The sequence below is a fragment of the Aquabacterium fontiphilum genome (genome assembly GCF_009909205.1).
GTDB lineage: Bacteria > Pseudomonadota > Gammaproteobacteria > Burkholderiales > Burkholderiaceae_C > Aquabacterium > Aquabacterium fontiphilum.
The window spans coordinates 72021-92326 of record NZ_JAAAPN010000007.1; the positions used below are offsets into that span (position 1 = coordinate 72021).

The window sequence follows — 20306 nt, forward strand, 5'->3', positions numbered from 1 at the left end:
AGCGGCCCCTCAAGCGGACTTAACCCAGGTCAAGACGTGGCGTGTTCTGGCGCGAGGAAGGCCTCACGCACGCGCTTTTGTGCGTCATCCGCATCACATCGCACGACGACGCGGTGCGGCATGCTGCGCAGCCAGGTGATCTGCCGCTTGGCGAGCTGACGGGTGGCGGCGATGCCCCGTTCGGTCACCCCAGCAAGGTGGCCGGGGTCGTTCAGATCAAGTCCGGCGTCCAGTGCCTCCCAGACCTGGCGGTAGCCCACGCAGCGGATGGACGGCAGGCTGGCATGCAGGTCGGGGCGCGCGCGCAGACGACGCACCTCGTCCACAAAGCCCTGCGCCATCATCTGCTCGAAGCGCAGCGCGATGCGGCGATGCAGCCAGGCCCGATCATCGGGTTCGAGCGACACCAGGCGTGCAGCGACCTTGGGTGGCGCGGCGGTGTCGGATGCCGTGCGGGTGTGGTAACTCGATAGCGGCCGGCCGGTGCTGCGCCACACCTCGAGTGCCCGCTGGATGCGCTGTGTGTCTCCCGGGGCCAGGCGTGCCGCCGTGACCGGATCCACCTGCGCCAGTTCGGCATGCATGGCTGGCGTGCCACGCTCGGCAAAGGCCGCATCGAGTTCGGCGCGGACGGCCGGGTCGGCGGGTGGCAATTCGTCCAGCCCTTCCAGCAGTGCCTTGATGTACAGCATGGTGCCGCCCACCAGCAGCGGCGTGCGGCCACGCGCGCGAATCTCGGCCACCAGGCGGTGGGTGTCGGCCACAAAGCGCGCGGCGCTGTATGACTCGGCTGGGTCCAGGATGTCGATCAGGTGATGCGGCACGCGCGCCATCTCGTCGGGCGTGGGCTTGGCCGTGCCGACGTCCATGCCGCGGTAGATCAGGGCCGAGTCGACGCTGATGACCTCCAGCGGGATCTCGTCGGCCAACGCCAGGGCAGCGGCGGTCTTGCCGCAGGCTGTGGGGCCGGCCAGGATCCACAGGGGCGGGGTGTGCGCTGTCGTCATGGCGTGGCGTGGTGTGGCAGGCCGTCGCGCTGAACGCGGCGCAGGGCGGTCCAGGCGGTGAGCGCCCCTCCGGCGGCCACGCCCAGCGCCATGGGGTGCAGCGTGCCGGCCCAGCCGGGCAGGCCCGACCACCAGGCCATGATGGCGCCCACGCCGAAGGCGATGGCCGACAGCACAAAGCCCGACAGGGCTGACGCCGCGCCGGCCTGGCGGGGGAAGGCGGCCACGACGCCGGTTTGACCGCAGGGCTGGTGGATGCCGTGCGCAAAGGCATAAAGCCACATCCCCGGCAGCAGCGCGTAGGGCGAGACATCGAAGCCGCCCAGCCCGTGCCAGGCCGAGATACCGGCCATGGCCAGCCCGCCAGCCAGCGAACACCAGCCGGCCAGCTTCACGGTGCCGGGCAGGCCGCGCCGGGGCAACACCTTGCGGCACACCACCGTGCCGAGCAGGTAGGACAGCGACAGCGTGGCGGCCGACAGCCCATACCAGTTGCGCGACTGGTGCAACACATCGAGGAACACGAAAGCCGACAGCGCCAGGTAGACGTACAGCCCACCATAGGTGGACGAGGTCAGCAGTGTGTGTGCCCGGAAGGTCGGGTGTTGTGCGACCTGCCACCACTGGCGGATCAGGCCACCCCAGTGCAGCCGGGGCTGGCGCCGGTCGTCAGGCAGGGTCTCGGGCAGCATGCGCCACACAAAGGCCAGCAGCGTGCCACCGGCCAGCACCATCACACCCATGGTCAGGCGCCAGCCGCCCAGGGTGGCCGTCAGCCCGCCGGTGATGGGGCCGACCAGCGCCAGCACACCCAGCACGCTCATGCCACGGGCCATCATGCGTGCACCGTCTTCGGGTGGGTACAGGTCGCGCACCATGGCACGGCCACAGACCACGGCGGCCGACAGGCAGGCGCCCTGCGCGGCCCGGGCCACCAGCATCATCACCGCATCGAGCGCAAGCACGGCGGCCAGGCTCGCCAGCACATAGCCCGCCAGCCCCCAGCGCAGCACCGGCTGGCGGCCGAAGCGGTCGGAGATCGGCCCCCAGATCAACTGGCCCACGCCAAAGGCCAGGATGAGCACCGACAGCGTCCACTGCGCCAGCGAGGGGCTCATGCCCAGGCCGCGCTGCAGATCGGGCAGCGCGGGCAGGTAGAGGTCGGTGCTGATGGGTTGCAGGCCGGTCAGGCAGCCCAGTGCCACCACGACCACCCACACCGGCAGCGGCCCGCGCCGTGAATGCTCAGAAACGCTCATCGGGTCGCAGATAGCGCCACTGACCCATGGGCAGGCGCCCCAGCGGGATGCGCCCCATGCGCACGCGTTTGAGGCCCACCACCTTCAGGCCCACCAGCTCGCACATGCGGCGGATCTGCCGCTTGCGGCCTTCCTTGAGCACGACGCGCAACTGGTGCTCGTTCTGCCATGACACCTTGGCCGGCTTCAGCTGCCGGCCGTCGAGCTCCAGCCCGTGGCGCATCTGCTCGATGACCTCTTCGGGCACGACGGCGGAGACGTTCTCCGCCTCGGGCTCGGCCAGCCACTGCACGCGCACCAGATACTCTTTCTCGATGTCGGAGTCTTCCCCAATCAGCTCGCGTGCCACGCGACCGTCTTGCGTGAACACCAGCAGGCCGGTGGAGTCGATGTCGAGCCGGCCAGCCGGCGCCAGCTTGCGCAAATGGGCGCGGCTGTAGCGGATGGGCGTCTTGTCCTCTTTCCAGCGGTTCTCAGGGGTGAGCAACACGACTGCCGGGTCGTGGCCGTCTTCGGCCTGCCCCGACACGTAGCCAATGGGCTTGTGCAGCAGGATGGTCACGCGCTGCGCCTGCTCCTCACGGGCGGCCCGATCCACGGTGATCTGCTGATGCGGGTAGATCCGCGCGCCCAGTTCGCTGACGACTTCGCCATCGACGCGCACCCAACCTTGCTCGATCCAGGTGTCGGCCTCGCGCCGCGATGCCAGACCGCGCTCGCTCATCAGCTTGGACAGCCGGACGCGGCCGTCGTGGTCAACGGGCTCGCGCGCCTCCACCGGTGCAGGGGCAGGGCGCGGGGCAGGGCGGGGCGCGCGCTGCTCGGCCACGGGCGGGCGTTGGCGCTCCGACGTGCGGCGATCCGGTTCACGGCGTTCGTGGCGTTCGTGGCGCGCCTGACGTTCAGGGCGCTCCGTCCATCGCCCGTCGGGCGCGGCTCGCTCGGCGTGTTGCGCTTGTTCGGCCGCACGCGCCTGGCGGGCCTGACGTGCCTCTTCGGCTTCTGCCGCGGTCATGCGCTTGCGCGGGGCCACGCCGCGCACGGGGGCGTGGCGGCGCGGGGCCTCGCCGGCCTCATCGGGATGGGGGCGGGCGGGCAGGCCGATCTTCTTGCGTTCAGTCATGTTCAGGGTGGCGGCCTCAACGGCCGCGCAGGAAGAGCGCGTCGAGTTCGCGCACGCTCAGTTGGCGCCAGGTCGGGCGGCCATGGTTGCACTGGTCGGCCCGCTCGGTGGCCTCCATGTCGCGCAGCAGGGCGTTCATCTCGGGCAGGGTGAGCCGGCGGTTGGCCCGCACGGCGCCATGGCAGGCCATGGTGGCCAGCAGTTCATGTTGGGCGCGCTGCACCACGTGGCTGGCTTCCACCTGGGCGAGTTCGGCCAGCACCGAGCGCGCCAGCTCGATGCCATCGGCCTGGGCCAGCGCCATGGGCAACGCGCGCACCGCCAGCTTGGAAGGCCCCAGTGCATCCACGTCCAGGCCCAGGGCCATCAGCGTGTCGCGGTGGGCCTCGGCGGTGGCCATCTCCTGTGGCGTAGCGGCAAAGCTCAGCGGGATCAGCAGGGGCTGGCTGTCAAGCTGGGCATGGGCCAATTGGGCCTTGAGCCGTTCGTAGACCACGCGTTCGTGTGCCGCGTGCATGTCGACAATGACCAGCCCTTGGGCGTTTTCAGCCAGGATGTAGATGCCGGCCACCTGGCCGATGGCGCGGCCCAGCGGCCACTGCTCCTGGGCGGCATGGTCGACTGGGGCTGCCTCGGCGCCGGCTGCGGCACTCGCGCCGCCTGCCGACGTCAACAGCGAGCCGGGCGAGCTTGTGGGTGCGGCCACCACCTCGCCGTCACGCGCGACCACGCGCGGCAGTGTCAGATCGCCAAAGGCGTCCACCGGGGCCGCAGAAGCAGCAGGCCAGCCAGCCCAGCGCTGCTGCGGTGCATCGGTGTCTCGACGCCAGGGCAGGGGCGCCTGCTCGGCCGCGATCAGGCCAGGGCTGATGCTTGCGGCGGCCTGGCCGGTCGTGACCGGCGATGTGTTCGTAGTCGGCGATGTAGCGGCTGGGGCCGGGCTGGCGCCATCGCCGGCCGCCCCTGGTCGGGTGTCGGCCAGACAGGCGTCCACCGCGCGCCGCACCGCCTGGTGCACCTCGCGCGAATCCCGAAAGCGCACCTCGATCTTGGTGGGGTGGACGTTGACATCGACCAGCTCGGGCGCAATGTCGATGAACAGCACGTAAGCCGGCTGCCGGTTGCCATGCAGCACATCCTCATAAGCGGCACGCACGCCGTGCGCAATCAGCTTGTCGCGCACATAACGCCCGTTGACGTAGCAGTATTGCGTGTCGGCCCGCGCCCGCGCGGCTTCGGGTAGCCCCGCCCGGCCGTGTACCCTCAGCGGACCAACCTGCAACTGCACCACGCGGCTGTGCCGCACGAAGTCCTCGCCCAGCACGTCGAGCACGCGTTGTTCGGCCGTGCCAGGGCGGTATTGCTCGACCAGCTTGCCTTCATGCCAGATGCTGAAGCCCACATCCGGCCGGGCCAGCGCGTGACGGCGCACCGCCTCCACGCAGTGCGCCAGCTCGGTGGCGTCGGTTTTCAGGAACTTGCGCCGCGCCGGCGTGCTGAAGAACAGCTCGCGCACCTCGACGCTGGTGCCCACCGCGCGGGCCGCGGGGCCGACCTCGCCCGAGCGGGCATCGAGCCGGTGCGCGTGGGCGTCAGAGGCGGTGCGGCTGCTGATTGACGCATCCGACACCGAGGCGATTGCGGCCAGCGCCTCGCCCCGAAAGCCCATGGTCAGCACGTGTTCGAGGTCGTTCAGCGAACGGATCTTGCTGGTGGCGTGGCGCTTGAGCGCCAGGGGCAGTTCAGACAGCGGAATGCCGCAGCCGTCGTCTTCGACCAGGATCTGGCGCACCCCGCCGGCCAGCAGTTTGACGGTGACCTGGGTGGCCCCGGCATCCAGCGCGTTGTCGACCAGTTCGCGTACGACCGAGGCCGGGCGCTCCACGACCTCGCCGGCCGCGATCTGACTGATGAGTTCGTCCGGCAGCTCGCGGATGCTGCGCCGCGGTGCTGTCTGATCCCCAGCCTGCCCCTCAGATGCGGGGGAAAGACCAGTGGCTGGCAGGGGCTCGGCGGCACGCTCGGTTGTCATCGGGCTATTGTAGAAGGTGGTGCTCGTCGGCGTGTGGACGCCGGGCCGCCATAATCCTCGCCCATGGACCTCATCTACTTCCTGATCGATTTCATCCTGCACGTCGACAAGCACCTGACCGAGTTCGTGCAGGCCTACGGCGCGTGGGTGTACGGCCTGCTGTTCCTCATCGTTTTCGTCGAAACCGGTCTGGTGGTGATGCCTTTCCTGCCGGGCGACTCGCTGCTGTTCATGGTCGGCACGCTGTGCGGCGCGGGGGCGATGAGCCTGCCCACGTCGATCGTCGTGCTGCTGGTGGCGGCGATTGTGGGTGATCAGGTCAATTATTCGATCGGGCGCTACTTCGGGCCGAAGGTGTTTCAGTGGGAAGACTCGCGCTGGTTCAACCGCCGGGCGTTTGACGCGGCCAACCGCTTCTACAACACCCATGGCGGCATCACGATCATCATCGCGCGCTTCATGCCCTTCATCCGCACGTTTGCGCCCTTTGTGGCCGGCGTGGCCGAGATGGATCGCGCCAAGTTCACCTTCTACAACGTGCTGGGCGCGGTGATCTGGGTGGTGAGCCTGACGGTGATCGGCTACCTGTTCGGCAACATCCCCATCGTGCAACAGCACCTCAGCAAGATCATCTGGGCAATGATCCTGATCCCGGGCCTGATTGCGCTGTATGGCGGCTGGAAGGCCAGCCGTCAGCCGCGCCAGGCGGCCGGGGCCTGAGCGCGCTCGGCATCACAGCGTCCGTTTGCGCGCCAGCGGCGGGTTTTTGGCGAAGTAGCGGCGGATGCCGGCCATCAGTGCGTCGGCCAACTGGTTCTGATAAGCCTCGTCGCGCAGCTTGGCTTCTTCCTGGGGATTGGTGATGAAGCCGGTCTCCACCAGGATGGACGGGATGTCAGGCGCCTTGAGCACCGCAAAGCCGGCTTGTTCGACGCGCGGTTTGTGCAGACGGCCAACCTTGCCGAGCTGACCCAGCACCGCGCTGCCCAGGCGCATGCTGTCCTGGATCTGGGCGGTGGTAGACATGTCGAGCATGGCGCGCATGACGTGAGCGTCACGCACCTTCACGTTCACCCCCCCGACCAGATCCGACGCATTCTCGCGTTTGGCCAGCCAGCGTGCCGCGGTGCTGGTGGCGCCGTTCTCCGACAGCGCAAACACCGACGCACCACGCGCCTGCGGATTCATGAACGCATCCGCGTGGATGGAGATGAACAGGTCGGCCTGAACACGGCGCGCCTTGTTCACGCGTTCGTGCAGCGGCACGAAGTAGTCCGATTCACGCGTCATGAACGCGCGCATGCCGGGCTCGGCGTTGATGCGGGCGCGCAGCTTCTGCGCCACGGCCAGGACCACGTCTTTTTCGAACAGCCCCGTCGGCCCGATGGCGCCCGGATCTTCGCCGCCATGGCCGGCGTCGAGCGCCACGATGATCATGCGCTCGGGCACGCGCGGCCCGCGGCCCGGTGCATCTCCCTTTCGGGTCTGACCCGTCTCCGCAGGCCTGTCAGCAGGCCGGTCGGCCTGCTGCGCGGTGCGTGTGTCACGACCGGCTGGCGTCTGGCGCAATTGCTCGACGAACTGGTCCAGCGCATCGTTGACGGCCTCGGCCGCGTCGGCCGAAGCCTGGGCCGTGCCACGCGGGCTGTCGCCAGCTGGCGCCTGCATGTAGGCGCCCGGGCTGGCACTGGTCGGCGGTGTGGGGCGCGCTGGCGGGGGCTCTGTCGTCCGGGGCCCGGGCGCGGCAGGGCTGGCGGCTGCGCCGGAGGCTGGCACTTCAGGCGAGGGCAGGGCCGAATTCGCGGGGGCCGTGCGGGCGGGTTGCTGCTGAATCAGGGCCAGCAAGGGATCGGGGGCATGCTTGGGATGAAGGTCGAACACCAGCCGGTGCTGGTAGGCCGCCACCGGCGGCAGCCCGAACACCTGCGGATTGACCAACTGCTTGAGGTCGATCACCAGTCGCACGACCTTGGGTCGGTTCTGACCGACACGCACGCCGCCGATGAACGGGTCATCGGCCTTCACCTTGCTGACCAGTTCGCGCAGCTGCGCGCTCAGCTCCAGCCCGTCGATGTCGATGACCAGCCGGTTGGGGTTGTCGACCTGGAAGAACGTCGCGTTCAGCGGGACATCGGATTCCAGCGTCACGCGCGTGTAGGCCTGCGCCGGCCACACGCGTACGGCCACCAGTTGCGCGCCCCAGGCCAGCTCGTTGGGGCCCAGCACCAGCAAGGCCACGCCCCCCATGCCCTGCGTCAGCAGGCGGCGGCGGCTGCGGTCGGACGGTCTGCGGCTCATGCCGGCTCCCCCAGGGGCTGCGCGGGTTGGGCCATCGCCTCAAGCCAGGGCGCAGCCGCGCGGCTCAAACCATGCAGGCGCACGCGCCGACCCGTGTCGCTGACGGGCTCGATTTCGATCTTCAGGTCGGGCGTGGGCAGCAGCCCGGCAGCTTTGTCTGGCCACTCGGTCAGGCGCAGGCCCGGGCTCGCAAACAGGTCGCGAAAGCCCGCGTCTTCCCACTCCTGAGGATCGTTGAAGCGGTAAAAGTCGAAGTGGTGGACGGCGAAGCCGGGCAGCTCATGGGTCTCGACCACGGCATAACTGGGGCTCTTGATGCGGCCCGCGACGCCCAATGCGCGCAACAGATGGCGGGTGAACGTCGTCTTGCCCGCGCCCAAGGGCCCGTCGAGCGACACATCGACCGAGCCGCCCTGTTCCAGCGTGGGGCGCAAGCAGGCAGCCAGCCTCGTTGCCCACTCGCAACAGGCCGACTCGCTGGCCCATTGGGCCTCGATGACAGGGGCAAAGCCTTCGCTTGCTAGGATCGGTGCATGCATCGTCAATGTTTCACCCCTCATGCCGCGCATGAGTCCGCCACAGCGTCGGGCCCTGGCGCGATGGACGCCGCCGCGTTGATGTCGGCCCTGCGTCGCAAAGGGGAGGAACTCGGATTTTCCTACATTGGCGTAGCCGATGTGGATTTGTCAAGTGCTGAGCCGGGTTTGCTCGCGTGGCTTCACCATGGTTTTCATGGCGAGATGCACTACATGGCCGCACATGGACTCAAGCGCGCGCGGCCAGCCGAGCTGGTGCCTGGCACGGTGCGCGTGATCACCGCGCGCATGGACTACCTGCCCGCAGCCCTCGCGGATGGCTGGCAAGCCGTCGAGTGGGCGCGGCTGGCCCGGCCAGCCGATGCCACCGTGTCGGTCTATGCACGAGGGCGCGATTACCACAAGGTCTTGCGCGCGCGTCTGCAGAAACTGGCCGATGCATTGCAAGGCTGGATCGGGCCATTTGGCCACCGCGTCTTCACCGATTCGGCGCCGGTGATGGAGGTCGAACTGGCCAGCCGCAGTGGCGCAGGGTGGCGCGGTAAACACACGCTGTTGCTGTCCCGTGAAGCTGGCTCCACCTTCTTTCTGGGCGAGATCTATGTCGATGTGCCCCTGCCTGTGACCGAGCCGGTGAGCGCCCATTGCGGGGCGTGCAGGGCGTGCATCGATGTGTGCCCCACCCAGGCCATCGTGGGCGAGCGGGTGGTCGATGCCCGGCGCTGCATCTCCTACCTCACCATCGAGCATCCGGGCGCCATCCCCGAGGCGCTGCGCCCGATGATGGGCAACCGCATCTATGGCTGTGACGATTGCCAGCTGGCCTGTCCCTGGAACAAGTACGCGCGCCGGGCGCAGGTGCCCGACTTCGATGTGCGACCGGCCTTGGCCGCGCCCAGCCTGCTGGCGCTGTGGCAATGGGACGAATCGCAGTTTCTGCGGCTGACCGAAGGCAGCCCGATCCGTCGCATCGGTCTGGCGCGCTGGCAGCGCAACATCGCTGTGGCCATGGGCAACGCGCTGCGACAACCTTCAGGCGACGGGGCAGGGCAGCTGCGTGCCGCTGACCGCGAGGCGCTGATCGCGGCCTTGCATGGCTGGCGCGCGCGCGGGCTGTTCAACGCGCCCGAGCGACAGGACGATCACGCCCTGGTCGCCGAGCACGTGGACTGGGCGCTGGCGCAGGTCAGTCGTTGACCAGCACCACCTTGCCGCGCACCTGACGCGAACCCATCAGCGCGAACGCCTCCTTGAGTTGCGACATGGGCAGCTTGTGCTCGATGACGGGTTTGATCTTGCCTTCCATGTACCAGGCGGCCAGTTGCATCAGGCAGGCCGCGTTGTTTTGCGGTTCGCGCTTGGCGAACTCGCCCCAGAACACGCCCATCACCGAGGCGCCTTTGAGCAGCGGCAGGTTCAGCGGCAGAGCCGGGATGGGGCCGTTGGCAAAGCCGATGATCAGGTGGCGTCCGCGCCAGGCAATCGAGCGGAAGGCCTGCTCGGTCAGGTCGCCTCCAACCGGGTCATAGACCACATCGGGGCCCTTGCCTTCGGTCAGGGTCTTGAGCGCGTCGCGCAGATTCTCGGTGCTGTAGTTGATCGTGGCGTCGGCGCCCAACTCACGGCACAACGCGCATTTCTCGTCTGTCGACGCAGCCGCGATCACCTTCGCGCCAGCCGCCTTGGCGATCTGAATGGCGGCGGTGCCCACGCCGCCCGCGGCGCCCAGGACCAGCACCGTTTCGCCCGCCTTGAGCGCAGCGCGGTCCATCAGCGCGTGGTAGGTGGTGCCGTAGGTGCACAGAAAGGCCGCGGCATCCTCGAACGAAAACACCGGCGGCAGCGGCATCAGCACAAAGGCCGGTGCGATGGCGTGCGTGCCGAAGCCGCCGGTGCCCGCGAAGCCGGCCACATGCGTGCCCACAGCGAGGTGCTTGACCCCTTCGCCCACGGCCTCGACCACGCCAGCGAACTCGGCGCCCGGCACGAAGGGCAGGGGCGGCTTCATCTGGTACTTGCCCTGCACGATCAGCAGGTCAGGAAAATTCAGGCTGGCGGCCTTGATGGCCACACGCACTTCGCCCTTGCCGGGCTCGGCGGTGGCCTGCGTCTGCCACGTCAGGGCATCGGGGCCGGCGAATTCGCTGCAGATCCAGGCTTGCATGGGGTGTCTCCGTTGTGATGATCTGGAACCGGAGCATGTTAGCAGCGCCCCCCTAGAATCGCGGCTCACAGCCCGACTGCCACTGACACGATGCGCCTGCCCCACCCAGCGGCTTCTGCCGCCACCTTGCCGCCCGCCCGCTGGTTGTGGTGGGTCGCCCTGGGCGCACTGGCCACGCGGTGGGCGCTGGCTGCCGCCTTGCCGCTGACGGGTGATGAGGCGCTCTTCTACTGGTGGTCGCGGTTTCTGGACTACGGCTATTACGACCACCCGCCCATGGTGGCCTGGTGGATCGCGGGTGCCAGGGCGCTGCTGGGCGAAGCCACCTGGGCCGTGCGCATGCCGGCGGTGTTGCTGCAACTGGCCGTCGGCGGTCTGATCTGGTGGGCGTGGTCGCCCATGGACAGGGCGCGTGCGGCCTGGGCCGTGCTGCTGTTCTGGCTCACGCCGTTCAACTGGCTGGTCTCGCTCGTGGCCACCGACACGCCGCTGATCTTCTGGGTCGCGGCCTCGGTGGCGGCGCTGGTGCGGGCAGAGCACGGCGCGGCCCAAGGGCGCATGCCCTGGGGCCTGTACGCGCTCAGCGGGGTGTGCATCGGCGCGGCGTTTCTGTCGAAGTACTTTGCCGTGCTGCTGGGCGTGGCCTACCTGGTCTATTTCGCCGGATGGGCGAGGGCCCGCTGGCGCGGGCTGATCGTGCTGGTGGCTTGCGCGTTGCCGGCCGCCGTGGTCAACGTGGTGTGGAACCTCCAGCACTGCTGGACGAACATCATGTTCAACCTGGTCAACCGCACAGAGGGCAGCGAGCTGTCGTGGTCGGGCCTGCTGGCCTTTGTCGGCATGATGGCCTACCTTTCCGGGCCGGTGTGGCTCTGGCTGAGCTGGCGCCATCGTCGGGCATGGGGCAGTGCGCTGCGCGCCCAGCCGTTGGCGGCGTGTGCCGCGCTGGTGCCCTTGCTGTGTTTTGCGCTGGTGGCGCTGCGCAAGGACATCGGGCTGCACTGGGTCATGGCCTTCTATCCCTTCCTGTTCGTGCTGGCTGTGTGGGTGTGGCCTGAAGCCGTGTGGCGCCGGGCAGCGCAGGGCATGGCGGCCTTTCTGGCGCTGCACCTGCTCGTCGTGGCGGTGTTGGCGGCCGTGCCCTTGAGCCACTGGCAGGGTCACAAGCTCTACCCCCGCATCGTCAACGCGGTGGACGCGCGCGCCATCGTGGCCCGTTTCGATGCGCCTGGCGTCGTGATCGCCGCGAGTTCGTACGGTTCCGGCTCCGTGTACGGCTATGCGCTGGGGCGCCATGTGCCGGTGGTGGGGCCCGGCAGCGTCCACGCCCGGCAGGACGACCTCAACGTCGATTACGCCGCGCTGCACGGCCGGACGGTGCGCATCCTCCAGGTGCGCGAGCCGGATCTCGCGCCCTACCGCGCCTATTTCGATTCGGTGCGCCTGCTGACCGTCACCCAGCGTGGCGCCACCTTTTACGCGGTGGAAGGCACGGGCTTCAACTACCCGGCCTACCGGCAGGCGGTGCTGCTGCCTGTCAACGCCCGCTACTACGCCTTTCCCGACTGGTTGCCCGTGTGGGATTGCCCCTTCTGCCAACGCCTTTGCGGCGCCGCGCGCTGTCCGGTGGAGGGCGGCGATAGAATCCCGCCTCACCCCTAGCCTCAAGGTGTGTCGCATTCATGTCTGGTGTAACGGATTCTTCCCTGCCCGTGGTGGTGATTGGTGCCGGTCTGGCCGGGCTCACCGTGGCGCTGCACCTGGCTGACCGCCAGCCCGTGATCGTGCTGGCCAAGCGCCAGCTGGAAGAGGCCGCCACCGCCTGGGCTCAGGGGGGCATCGTGGGTGTGCTGGGCAGCGACGACAGCGTCGAATCCCATGTGCGCGACACCCAAGAGGCCGGCGCCGGCCTGGTCGATGAGCGCACGGCCGAATTCATCGCACGCCACAGCGCCGAGGCCGTGGAGTGGCTGGTGCAGCGCGGCGTGCCGTTTTCTCCGGATCCGGATGGTCCGCTGGGTCTGCATCTGACGCGCGAAGGCGGGCATGCGGTGCGCCGCATTGCGCACGCAGCCGATGCCACCGGCAAGGCCATCCATGACGTGCTGCTTGACGAGGTCAAGCGCCATCCCAACATCACGCTGCGCGAGAAGTGGATGGCGATCGATCTGATCACCAACCGCCACCTCAAGCGCGCGCCGCAAGAAGGGGTGATGCGTCCGCATGAAGCGGGCCGCTGCCATGGCGTCTATGCGCTCGACATCACCGACGGCCGCATCGAGACCCTGGCTGCCTCGGCTGTGGTGCTGGCCTCGGGCGGCGTGGGCAAGGTGTACCGTTACACCAGCAACCCCGATACGTCGACTGGCGATGGCATCGCCATGGCCTGGCGGGCCGGCTGCCGGGTGGCCAACATGGAATTCATCCAGTTCCACCCGACCTGCCTGTATCACCCGCAAGAGCGCAGCTTCCTGATCACCGAGGCGCTGCGCGGGGAGGGCGCCATCCTGCGCCTGCCCGATGGCACTCGCTTCATGCCCGCGCACGACGAGCGCGGTGAGCTGGCGCCGCGTGACATCGTCGCCCGAGCCATCGACTTCGAGATGAAGAAGCACGGCCTGGACCACGTCTGGCTTGATGCCACGCACCTGGGTGAAGCCTTCCTCAAGGAGCACTTCCCCACCATCCATGCCCGCTGCCTGTCGCTGGGCATCGACATCGCGACGCAGCCCATCCCCGTGGTGCCCGCAGCCCACTACACCTGTGGCGGCGTGGTGACCGATCTGCACGGCCGCACGGATCTGCCCGGGCTGTATGCCGTCGGTGAGACCACCTACACCGGCCTGCACGGTGCCAACCGTCTGGCTAGCAACTCGCTGCTCGAATGCGTGGTGCTGGGCCGCACCTGTGCCGAAGACATCCAGGCCAGCTTGCCCGATGCAGCGCCCCGTGTGCGCGACTGGGACGAAAGCCAGGTCACCGACGCCGATGAAGAGGTGGTGATCGCCCACAACTGGGACGAGTTGCGCCTGCTGATGTGGAACTACGTGGGCATCGTGCGCACCACGCGCCGCCTGGAGCGGGCCCTGCATCGCATCAAGCTGCTGCGCCAGGAGATCGACGACTACTACGCCGCCTTCCGCGTGAGCCGCGACCTGCTGGAGTTGCGCAACCTGGTGGATTGCGCCGAGCTCATCGTGCGCTCGGCGCTGTCGCGGCAGGAAAGCCGGGGGCTGCATTTCAGCCGCGACTACCCGCGCACGCTGCCGGTGAGCTTTCCGACCATCTTGTGCAAGAAGCCCAAGAAGCGGGACGCCTGGCTGCCCTGAGCCGCTCAGAGGCGCGGGCCAGGGCGGCTCAGCGCCGCGCGCGCATCGCGTAACGCGCCTGCACGAACTCGAACGCGAAGGCCACCGCCTCGCGCACCAACTGCTCGTTGTCGTTGCGCTCTTTCTCGGTCATGTGAAACGCCAGATCCACCTTGTGGCGGATGTAGCGGGGCGGCAGCCGGTTCAGCGCCACGCAGGCCACGTCCGGGTGCTGTGACTCGGTGAGCACGGGGTAGTGCGGGGCCAAGTCGATCACCATCTGGATGACCTGGTGCTCGTAGAAGTTGTGCAGGGACGTGAAATCGGCGGGCATGGCTCGGCTCAAGCGCCTCAGGGCGCCACACCACAGTGTGACCGAGCGGCAGCCGCCCCTGGCGTGAAAAATGGGGATTTGCGTGCGCGCGGCGTCAGGCGGCCAGCCTTTCCAGCACGCGCAGAGAAAAATCGATGGCGCGCACGTCCTTGGTCAGCTTGCCGATCGAGATGCGGTCCACCCCCGTCTCGGCGATGCCGCGCAGCTGCTCCAGGGTCACGCCGCCTGAGACTTCCAGCAAGGCCTCGCCCTGGGTGAGTTGCTGATTCAGCGCGACGGCCTCGCGCATCATGTCGTGGCTGAAGTTGTCCAGCAGCACGCTGCGGGCGCCCGCTTCGAGCGCCTCACGCAACTCGGCAATGTTTTCCACCTCGACCTGGATGGTGATCTGCTCGCGCAGCGGTGAGGCTTGGGCCGCGACCAGCGCCTGCGCGTTCTTCACGGCGGCCGTGACGCTGCCGGCTGCGGCAATGTGGTTCTCTTTGATGAGGATGCCGTCATACAGGGCCAGGCGCTGGTTGGCGCCGCCGCCCACGCGCACGGCGTACTTCTGCGCCAGGCGCAGGCCCGGCAGCGTCTTGCGCGTGTCGAGCACCACACAGCCGCGCGGGTTGGGCGAGGCGCCTTCGATGGCCTCCATGTGTCGGCGAGTCACCGTGGCCACGGCCGACAGGGTCTGCAGGAAGTTGATACCCGGGCGTTCGGCCGTCAGCAACGCGCGCGCGTCAGCCTCGATCAGGCACACCTCGGTGTCGGCCTGCATCCAGTCGCCTTCCTGGTAAGCCCAACGCACCGTGGCGCTGGCGTCCAGCTGCAACAGGCCGGCCTCAAACCACTCGCGGCCGCACAGCACGGCGGGTTCGCGCACGATCAGGCGCGCCTTGACGCGCTGGCCGGCAGGCACCAGTTGGGCCGTCCAGTCGCACACGCCCACGTCTTCGAACAGGGCGTCGCGCACATTGCGCGCGCGGGCTTCTTCCAGGGTTTCGTTGTGATCGAACATGATGATCCGGGCGGCTCAGGCCGCGCCGATGTTGGGTACGAAGCCTTGAGCAGGCTTGGCAATCGCAGAAGGGTTGCGGGCCACGAAGTTCAGCATGCGGTCGATGCAGCCGTGGGCCTTGGCGCGGATGTCTTCGGGCACGGTGATCTCGCCCGTGCCTTGTTCCAGGCAATCCAGGATGCCTTGCAGCGCGTTCATCGCCATCCAGGGGCAGTGGGCGCAGCTCTTGCAGGTGGCACTGTTGCCCGCCGTGGGCGCCTCGATCAGCACCTTGCTCGGCGCCATCTGGCGCATGCGGTGCAGGATGCCGTTGTCGGTGGCGACGATGAACTCGGGCGCATCCATCTCGACGACGGCCTTGAGCAGTTGGGAGGTCGAGCCCACCACATCGGCCTGGGCCACGACGCTTTCGGGCGACTCCGGGTGCACCAGGATCTTGGCCTTCGGGTGCTCCTTGCGCAGCAGATCCAGTTCGAGTGCTTTGAACTCGTCATGCACGATGCAGGCGCCGTTCCACATCAGCATGTCGGCGCCAGTCTGCTTCTCGATGTAGCGGCCCAGGTGGCGGTCAGGCGCCCACAGGATTTTTTCGCCCTGCGCTTTGAGGTGCTCGACGATGGCCAGCGCACAAGACGAGGTCACCATCCAGTCGGCACGCGCCTTCACGGCCGCGCTGGTGTTGGCATACACCACAACCTTGCGGTCCGGATGGGCATCGCAGAATGCTGTGAAGTCGTCGGCGGGGCAGCCCAGATCGAGCGAGCAGGTCGCGTCGAGATCCGGCATCAGCACGCGCTTTTCGGGGCTGAGAATCTTGGCCGATTCACCCATGAACTTCACGCCCGCCACGATCAGCGTCTGCGCGGGGTGATCACGACCGAAACGGGCCATCTCGAGCGAGTCCGAGACGCAGCCACCCGTTTCCTGGGCCAGATCCTGGATGTCGCCGTCGACGTAGTAATGCGCGACGAGCACGGCGTTGTGCGCCTTGAGCTGCTCCTTGATGCGCGCGCGCACCTGCGCCTTGGTCTCGGCATCCAGCGCGGGCGGCACCTTGGCCCAGGCGTGGGCCGTGCAGGTGGCGCCTTGGGCATCCTGCCGGTCGTAATCGTATGAAACGGTGAGTGGGGTGGCCATGGTGCTCACGGGCGGCGCGGCGTATGCTGTGCTTCAGGCAGCCGACCGCGGGGGGAACCACGAGTCGGCAGCCCACCTGATCGCCAGGCTGGCCAGCCACACCGCATAAAACGAAAAGACAACGTCGCTGAGATAGTGCCCGCCTTGCAGGATGCGGCCGAGCCCCACCACGCTTCCCGTGGCGAGCCCGATCAGCAACCAACGGCGTCGCCACAACGGGCCGCATGCCAGGCCCAGCCCCAAAAGGGCGTAGCCGGCCGCCGCCGTGCTGCTGACGAAGCTGCGGTGCACGGCAGGATTGTCGCCGATCTGGAATGGCCCCTGGAACGGTGCGGCGCCGCCAAAGACGTCGGTCTGCACTGGCCGGGGGCGCCCCACGGTGTGCTTGGTCAGACCCTCACTGAGCAGGCCCGGACCGCACGCTGCCACCAGCAGGGCCAGGATGGCTGTGCGTCGGCCGAAGCCCATCAAGTGATCGCGCCAGCCCGCACGGTGGCGTAGCACCCAGGCCAGCAGCGGGCTCAGTGTGAGAAACAGCAGCAAAAGGGCCACCAGCGTGAGGCCGACCCGGGGTGTCCAGGCGTGAAGGGCCTGCACCCAGGTCGCCTCTCCCAGCACGAAGCCGCGCTCGGGGTGGTGGTAACGCGACGAAACCAACAGGTCGAGCGCGGGGAACTTGGCGAATATCGCCGCAGAAAACAGCAATCCGGCCCAGAGGTAGCGATCCAGCCGTTGGGCTTCTTCCAGGGCCGCGTCCGAGGGCGCGCGGCCGCGGGGGTCAGTCATTCACCGGGGTCTCCATGCTGGGCGCGGCGGTGCCGCTTTGCTGACGGTAAGTGGCGTCATCGTAGCCGAGGAATCCGCGCAGCAGCATCAGCTTGAACTGCCGCTCGGCGCCGTCTTCCGTCCGCACCACCACGTCTTGCAGCGGCCGTACCCAGGCGAAGCGCGCTGCGATGGCGGCTTCCTGGCCAGGATGGGTCAGCAGCAGCACATCGGCGCCCACCCGGTTCGGCAAGCTCTGTTGTGTGGCGTAGTGATGGGTCTGGGCGCCGGTGGGGTTCCAGTACAGATGCTGCAACCGCATGCCACGCAGGTGGTAGATGGACTGGGCCATCAACTCGGGATCATCGGTCAGGAAGGGCAACCCGCGCACGACCGGCTCGTTGACCGCCGGTGTGATCTGATGAAAGACCGCCTCCCAGCCGCGCGTGCGTGCCAGCACGTCGGCCTGGGCCGGCAGGTTGGGGCCCACCAGCTCGCGAACGTACACCGTGCCCACGCTGCCGGCGATGTTGCCCGCCAGCACGATCATCAGCCAGATGTTCGGACGCGGCGCCGCCAGCGGAACCATGGGCTGGCTCAGGCGCGAAGCCACCAGCAGGCTCAGGCCGACCATGGCCGGCGCGGCCCAGTGGATTAGCGAGCCAGCCCGGAAAGCCTGAACCAACGCAATCAGCAGCAAGGGCACGCTGCAAGCCCACAGAAAGCGGTAGCTGCTGACCGCCGCAAGGTAGTAGGCCGAGCCGCGCGCCACAGGCTTGCGCTGGCCGACGCCGCCCGGTTGGGTGAGCAGCGTGGAGGGCGGGGCCGAGGCACCTTCCAGGCGGGACGACAGCTGGGTGCTGTTCGCCCATTGCGAAGCGCTGACAGAAGATGGCCGTGTGGGCCCTGCGGCGCCGGGCGTGATGGCCGGCACGGGGCGCCACCACAGCCACAGACCGGCCAGGATGGTCAGCGGCCCGAGCATCAGGATCTGACCGGCAAGAAAACCAAGGGCGCCCTGTGGGCCGCCGGCTGCGTCCTGCGCCGCCGTGACCTGCGCGGTGTAGTGCAGCGTTGGGAAATGGTGCTGGACGTTCCAGGCCAGGTGAGGCGACACCACGGCCAGCGCAATGGCCACCGTGGCCCAGGGGCCCAGACGCAGGATGCCTTTCTTCGGGCCATGAATGCCCCACAAGGCCCAGATGAAAGTGGGCACGAAGGCCATCATCGTGTACTTGCTCAGCAGGCCTAAGCCCACGGCCACGCCCAGCCATGCCCAGTACTTCAGACGGTCGGTCACCTGGGCGCGCCACAGGGCCCAGCAGGCCAGCGCCCAGCACAGCAGCAGCGGTGCGTCGGTCGTGGCCAGCAGGCCCAGCACGGCCAGGCCGGGCAGGGTCATGTACAGCGCCGCGGCGACGATGCCCGTGCGCACCCCGCTGCTGGTGGGCCACAGCGCGCGGGCGAAGCCCACCAGACACAAGGCCGTGATGGGATACAACAGCATGGCCAGCGCCTTGACGCCCAGTTCGCCCGAGCCGAACAGGGCGGTGCTCAGCCGCACCAGCGCCACAATCAGAGGCGGCTTGTCATGGAAGCCCCAGGCCAGTTCGCGCGACCAGTCCCAATACTGGGCTTCGTCCAAGAACAGCGACATGCTCGAAAAGCTGAACATCCCCATCCGCATGGCCAACAGCGCGGCAAGGAGAGCCAGCAGCATCCACAGGCGCGGCCCGACGATGCTGGGCCAGCGGCCCGCTGTGCGCGTAGAAGAGGAGGACGACCGAGTAGCGGGAGCAGTGGTGGTGGCCATGGGGGTACTGATTGCTGCGGTGCCACGCCGCAGAACGGCAGGGAACGACGACCGGCCATACCGGCACCCGTACTGTGCGGTGCAAGCAGCCTGCAGCGCATTGGCACTTTCGCCTAGAGGGCCCCGGATGAGGGGTACAGGCGACCGATGATAGGGCGGGGGGCGCGCGAGCCGTGGTGCACCGCATCAACTGAGGGGCGCGAGCGCGATAATGATGCAAAAGGCCCACGCCCCGCACGGGGTGCCGTGGCCATGTGTGCGATTCCCCAGTTCCCCTATCCCCGTATCCGCCACCTTCATCAGGAACAGCCATGAGCCTCGACTTTGCGACCTGCGACCTCTGCGATGCCCACAAGAACGACACGGACGGCGATTTCCGTGTGCTGCCCCCGGTGTTCAAGGACTACGGCAAGCGCATCAAGTTTGCCGGCCCGGTCGCGACGGTGAAATGCTTCGAAGACAACACCCTCGTCAAGGCCGCGGTGGACTCGCCCGGCCACGGCCGCGTGCTGGTGGTGGACGGCGGTGCCTCGCTGCGCCGCGCGCTGGTGGGCGGCAACCTGGGCAAGGCCGCGGCCAAGAACGGCTGGGCCGGTGTGGTCGTAGATGGCTGCGTGCGCGATTCGGCCGAGCTGGCCGAATGCGATGTGGGCATCCGGGCGCTGGGTCTGATGCCGCTGCCCACCGAGAAGCGCAATGAGGGCCAGAGCGACGTGGCCGTGCAGGTTCAGGGCGTGTGGGTGCGCCCCGGCGACTGGCTGTATGCCGACGAAGACGGCATCGTGATTGCCTCGAAGGCGCTGATCTGACAGGCCGTCAGGCCGCAGACACCACTTCGAGCAGGCGGTCAAGACCGCCCTGGTTGATCGCCACCATCGCCTGTTCGCGCACCTTCGGCTTGGCGTGATACGCCACGCTCAGGCCCGAGGCGCCCATCATCAGCAGGTCGTTGGCGCCATCGCCGACGGCAATGGCCTGCGACGGCGCGCAGCCCACCCGGGCGCACAGCGCCAACATGTGCTGCTTTTTGGCCTCGCCATCAACGATGTCGCCGAGCACCTGCCCGGTGAGCAGGCCGCCCTCGATCTCGAGGGTGTTGGAATGGGCTTCGTGCATGCCCAGGCGCTCGCGCACGCGGTCGGCGAAGAAGGTGAAGCCGCCCGAGACCAGCAGCGTCTGCAGACCGGCCGCGCGGGCTGCCGCCATCAGCTCATGGGCACCCGGGTTGACCTTCAACCGCTCGTCGTAGACCTGCTGCAAGGCCTCGGCCGGCACGCCACGCAGCAGGGCCACACGCCGACGCAGGCTGTCCTTGAAATCGGTGATCTCGCCGCGCATGGCGGCTTCCGTGATCGCGGCCACTTCGGCCTTCTTGCCCACCGCGTCGGCGATCTCGTCGATGCACTCGATGCTGATCAGGGTCGAGTCCATGTCGAACGCGATGACCTTGAAATCGGTCAGGCGCAGCGGCGGGGTGAAGCGCTGGATGACCAGCCCGGGAGCAAATTCGGTAGACATGACCGAATT

18 protein-coding genes are annotated in these 20306 nt (G+C 68.2%); 5 read left to right on the forward strand and 13 right to left on the reverse strand.

Translation table 11 applies throughout. From position 1 onward, the window contains the following. Positions 1-29 precede the first annotated feature (29 nt). Genes miaA through mutL form a run of 4 tightly spaced genes read right to left on the reverse strand, consistent with a single transcriptional unit; the run spans position 30 to position 5421 of the window. Positions 30-1007 (reverse strand): tRNA (adenosine(37)-N6)-dimethylallyltransferase MiaA, encoded by a 978-nt coding sequence (gene miaA / locus GTZ97_RS09670; protein ID WP_161650388.1) that lies wholly within the window; start codon positions 1005-1007, stop codon positions 30-32. Next, on the reverse strand, positions 1004-2266 hold the full coding sequence (locus tag GTZ97_RS09675) for a multidrug effflux MFS transporter (protein ID WP_161650389.1): 1263 nt from the start codon (positions 2264-2266) through the stop codon (positions 1004-1006). The genes miaA and GTZ97_RS09675 overlap by 4 nt, the downstream gene beginning before the upstream one ends. Continuing rightward, positions 2253-3389 carry a pseudouridine synthase gene (locus GTZ97_RS09680; protein ID WP_161650390.1) on the reverse strand — a complete coding sequence of 379 codons (1137 nt, stop codon included), beginning with the start codon at positions 3387-3389 and terminating at the stop codon, positions 2253-2255. Before GTZ97_RS09680 ends, GTZ97_RS09675 begins: the two co-directional genes overlap by 14 nt. A gap of 16 nt (positions 3390-3405) precedes the next feature. Beyond that, positions 3406-5421 carry a DNA mismatch repair endonuclease MutL gene (gene mutL / locus GTZ97_RS09685; RefSeq protein ID WP_161650391.1) on the reverse strand — a complete coding sequence of 672 codons (2016 nt, stop codon included), beginning with the start codon at positions 5419-5421 and terminating at the stop codon, positions 3406-3408. Positions 5422-5484: 63 nt separating this feature from the next. Here mutL and GTZ97_RS09690 point away from each other — a divergent pair, with 63 nt between their 5' ends. Further along, on the forward strand, positions 5485-6141 hold the full coding sequence (locus GTZ97_RS09690) for a DedA family protein (RefSeq protein WP_161650392.1): 657 nt from the start codon (positions 5485-5487) through the stop codon (positions 6139-6141). Positions 6142-6153: 12 nt separating this feature from the next. On the opposite strand, the gene GTZ97_RS09695 is transcribed toward GTZ97_RS09690, so the two are convergent. Both GTZ97_RS09695 and tsaE read right to left on the reverse strand, forming a co-directional pair. Next, on the reverse strand, positions 6154-7719 hold the full coding sequence (locus GTZ97_RS09695; RefSeq protein WP_161650393.1) for an N-acetylmuramoyl-L-alanine amidase: 1566 nt from the start codon (positions 7717-7719) through the stop codon (positions 6154-6156). Next, positions 7716-8258 (reverse strand): tRNA (adenosine(37)-N6)-threonylcarbamoyltransferase complex ATPase subunit type 1 TsaE, encoded by a 543-nt coding sequence (tsaE, locus tag GTZ97_RS09700; RefSeq protein ID WP_161650394.1) that lies wholly within the window; start codon positions 8256-8258, stop codon positions 7716-7718. Before tsaE ends, GTZ97_RS09695 begins: the two co-directional genes overlap by 4 nt. A 78-nt stretch (positions 8259-8336) precedes the next feature. Here tsaE and queG point away from each other — a divergent pair, with 78 nt between their 5' ends. Continuing rightward, entirely contained in the window at positions 8337-9452 is a 1116-nt protein-coding gene (gene queG / locus GTZ97_RS09705; protein ID WP_161650555.1) for a tRNA epoxyqueuosine(34) reductase QueG, read from the forward strand. Here the strand turns inward: queG and GTZ97_RS09710 are convergent. Continuing rightward, positions 9442-10419, reverse strand: coding sequence for an NADPH:quinone oxidoreductase family protein (locus tag GTZ97_RS09710; protein WP_161650395.1), 978 nt, complete (start codon positions 10417-10419; stop codon positions 9442-9444). The genes queG and GTZ97_RS09710 overlap by 11 nt on opposite strands. A 90-nt stretch (positions 10420-10509) precedes the next feature. Here GTZ97_RS09710 and GTZ97_RS09715 point away from each other — a divergent pair, with 90 nt between their 5' ends. Next, the gene (locus GTZ97_RS09715; RefSeq protein ID WP_161650396.1) at positions 10510-12081 is read left to right on the forward strand and encodes an ArnT family glycosyltransferase; all 1572 of its coding nucleotides are present in this window, start codon (positions 10510-10512) and stop codon (positions 12079-12081) included. Between the two features lie 20 nt (positions 12082-12101). Beyond that, positions 12102-13748, forward strand: a complete 1647-nt coding sequence (gene nadB, locus GTZ97_RS09720; RefSeq protein ID WP_161650397.1) for an L-aspartate oxidase — start codon at positions 12102-12104, stop codon at positions 13746-13748. 28 nt (positions 13749-13776) lie between these two features. Here nadB and GTZ97_RS09725 read toward each other — a convergent pair whose 3' ends face one another. The 5 genes from GTZ97_RS09725 to GTZ97_RS09745 form a co-directional block, all read right to left on the reverse strand. Continuing rightward, a complete protein-coding gene (locus tag GTZ97_RS09725) occupies positions 13777-14061 on the reverse strand; it encodes a late competence development ComFB family protein (protein WP_161650398.1) in 285 nt (94 codons plus the stop codon). A gap of 94 nt (positions 14062-14155) precedes the next feature. Beyond that, positions 14156-15064 (reverse strand): carboxylating nicotinate-nucleotide diphosphorylase, encoded by a 909-nt coding sequence (nadC, locus tag GTZ97_RS09730; protein WP_161650399.1) that lies wholly within the window; start codon positions 15062-15064, stop codon positions 14156-14158. Between the two features lie 15 nt (positions 15065-15079). Beyond that, on the reverse strand, positions 15080-16201 hold the full coding sequence (nadA, locus tag GTZ97_RS09735; protein ID WP_161650400.1) for a quinolinate synthase NadA: 1122 nt from the start codon (positions 16199-16201) through the stop codon (positions 15080-15082). 33 nt (positions 16202-16234) lie between these two features. Further along, positions 16235-16987 (reverse strand): phosphatase PAP2 family protein, encoded by a 753-nt coding sequence (locus GTZ97_RS16985; RefSeq protein WP_161650401.1) that lies wholly within the window; start codon positions 16985-16987, stop codon positions 16235-16237. Next, entirely contained in the window at positions 16980-18779 is a 1800-nt protein-coding gene (locus GTZ97_RS09745; RefSeq protein WP_161650402.1) for a glycosyltransferase family 39 protein, read from the reverse strand. Before GTZ97_RS09745 ends, GTZ97_RS16985 begins: the two co-directional genes overlap by 8 nt. A 311-nt stretch (positions 18780-19090) precedes the next feature. Here GTZ97_RS09745 and rraA point away from each other — a divergent pair, with 311 nt between their 5' ends. Further along, positions 19091-19588, forward strand: a complete 498-nt coding sequence (gene rraA / locus GTZ97_RS09750) for a ribonuclease E activity regulator RraA (RefSeq protein WP_161650403.1) — start codon at positions 19091-19093, stop codon at positions 19586-19588. Positions 19589-19595: 7 nt separating this feature from the next. Here the strand turns inward: rraA and serB are convergent, their stop codons facing one another. Next, entirely contained in the window at positions 19596-20297 is a 702-nt protein-coding gene (serB, locus tag GTZ97_RS09755) for a phosphoserine phosphatase SerB (RefSeq protein WP_161650404.1), read from the reverse strand. Positions 20298-20306 lie beyond the last annotated feature (9 nt).

Bases quoted from the DNA above. Each gene is read 5' to 3' on its own strand.
- miaA (WP_161650388.1), bottom strand. From the start codon at position 1,007: ATGACGACAGCGCACACCCCGCCCCTGTGGATCCTGGCCGGCCCCACA.
- GTZ97_RS09675 (WP_161650389.1), bottom strand. From the start codon at position 2,266: ATGAGCGTTTCTGAGCATTCACGGCGCGGGCCGCTGCCGGTGTGGGTG.
- GTZ97_RS09680 (WP_161650390.1), bottom strand. From the start codon at position 3,389: ATGACTGAACGCAAGAAGATCGGCCTGCCCGCCCGCCCCCATCCCGAT.
- mutL (WP_161650391.1), bottom strand. From the start codon at position 5,421: ATGACAACCGAGCGTGCCGCCGAGCCCCTGCCAGCCACTGGTCTTTCC.
- GTZ97_RS09690 (WP_161650392.1), top strand. From the start codon at position 5,485: ATGGACCTCATCTACTTCCTGATCGATTTCATCCTGCACGTCGACAAG.
- GTZ97_RS09695 (WP_161650393.1), bottom strand. From the start codon at position 7,719: ATGAGCCGCAGACCGTCCGACCGCAGCCGCCGCCGCCTGCTGACGCAG.
- tsaE (WP_161650394.1), bottom strand. From the start codon at position 8,258: ATGCATGCACCGATCCTAGCAAGCGAAGGCTTTGCCCCTGTCATCGAG.
- queG (WP_161650555.1), top strand. From the start codon at position 8,337: ATGTCGGCCCTGCGTCGCAAAGGGGAGGAACTCGGATTTTCCTACATT.
- GTZ97_RS09710 (WP_161650395.1), bottom strand. From the start codon at position 10,419: ATGCAAGCCTGGATCTGCAGCGAATTCGCCGGCCCCGATGCCCTGACG.
- GTZ97_RS09715 (WP_161650396.1), top strand. From the start codon at position 10,510: ATGCGCCTGCCCCACCCAGCGGCTTCTGCCGCCACCTTGCCGCCCGCC.
- nadB (WP_161650397.1), top strand. From the start codon at position 12,102: ATGTCTGGTGTAACGGATTCTTCCCTGCCCGTGGTGGTGATTGGTGCC.
- GTZ97_RS09725 (WP_161650398.1), bottom strand. From the start codon at position 14,061: ATGCCCGCCGATTTCACGTCCCTGCACAACTTCTACGAGCACCAGGTC.
- nadC (WP_161650399.1), bottom strand. From the start codon at position 15,064: ATGTTCGATCACAACGAAACCCTGGAAGAAGCCCGCGCGCGCAATGTG.
- nadA (WP_161650400.1), bottom strand. From the start codon at position 16,201: ATGGCCACCCCACTCACCGTTTCATACGATTACGACCGGCAGGATGCC.
- GTZ97_RS16985 (WP_161650401.1), bottom strand. From the start codon at position 16,987: ATGACTGACCCCCGCGGCCGCGCGCCCTCGGACGCGGCCCTGGAAGAA.
- GTZ97_RS09745 (WP_161650402.1), bottom strand. From the start codon at position 18,779: ATGGCCACCACCACTGCTCCCGCTACTCGGTCGTCCTCCTCTTCTACG.
- rraA (WP_161650403.1), top strand. From the start codon at position 19,091: ATGAGCCTCGACTTTGCGACCTGCGACCTCTGCGATGCCCACAAGAAC.
- serB (WP_161650404.1), bottom strand. From the start codon at position 20,297: ATGTCTACCGAATTTGCTCCCGGGCTGGTCATCCAGCGCTTCACCCCG.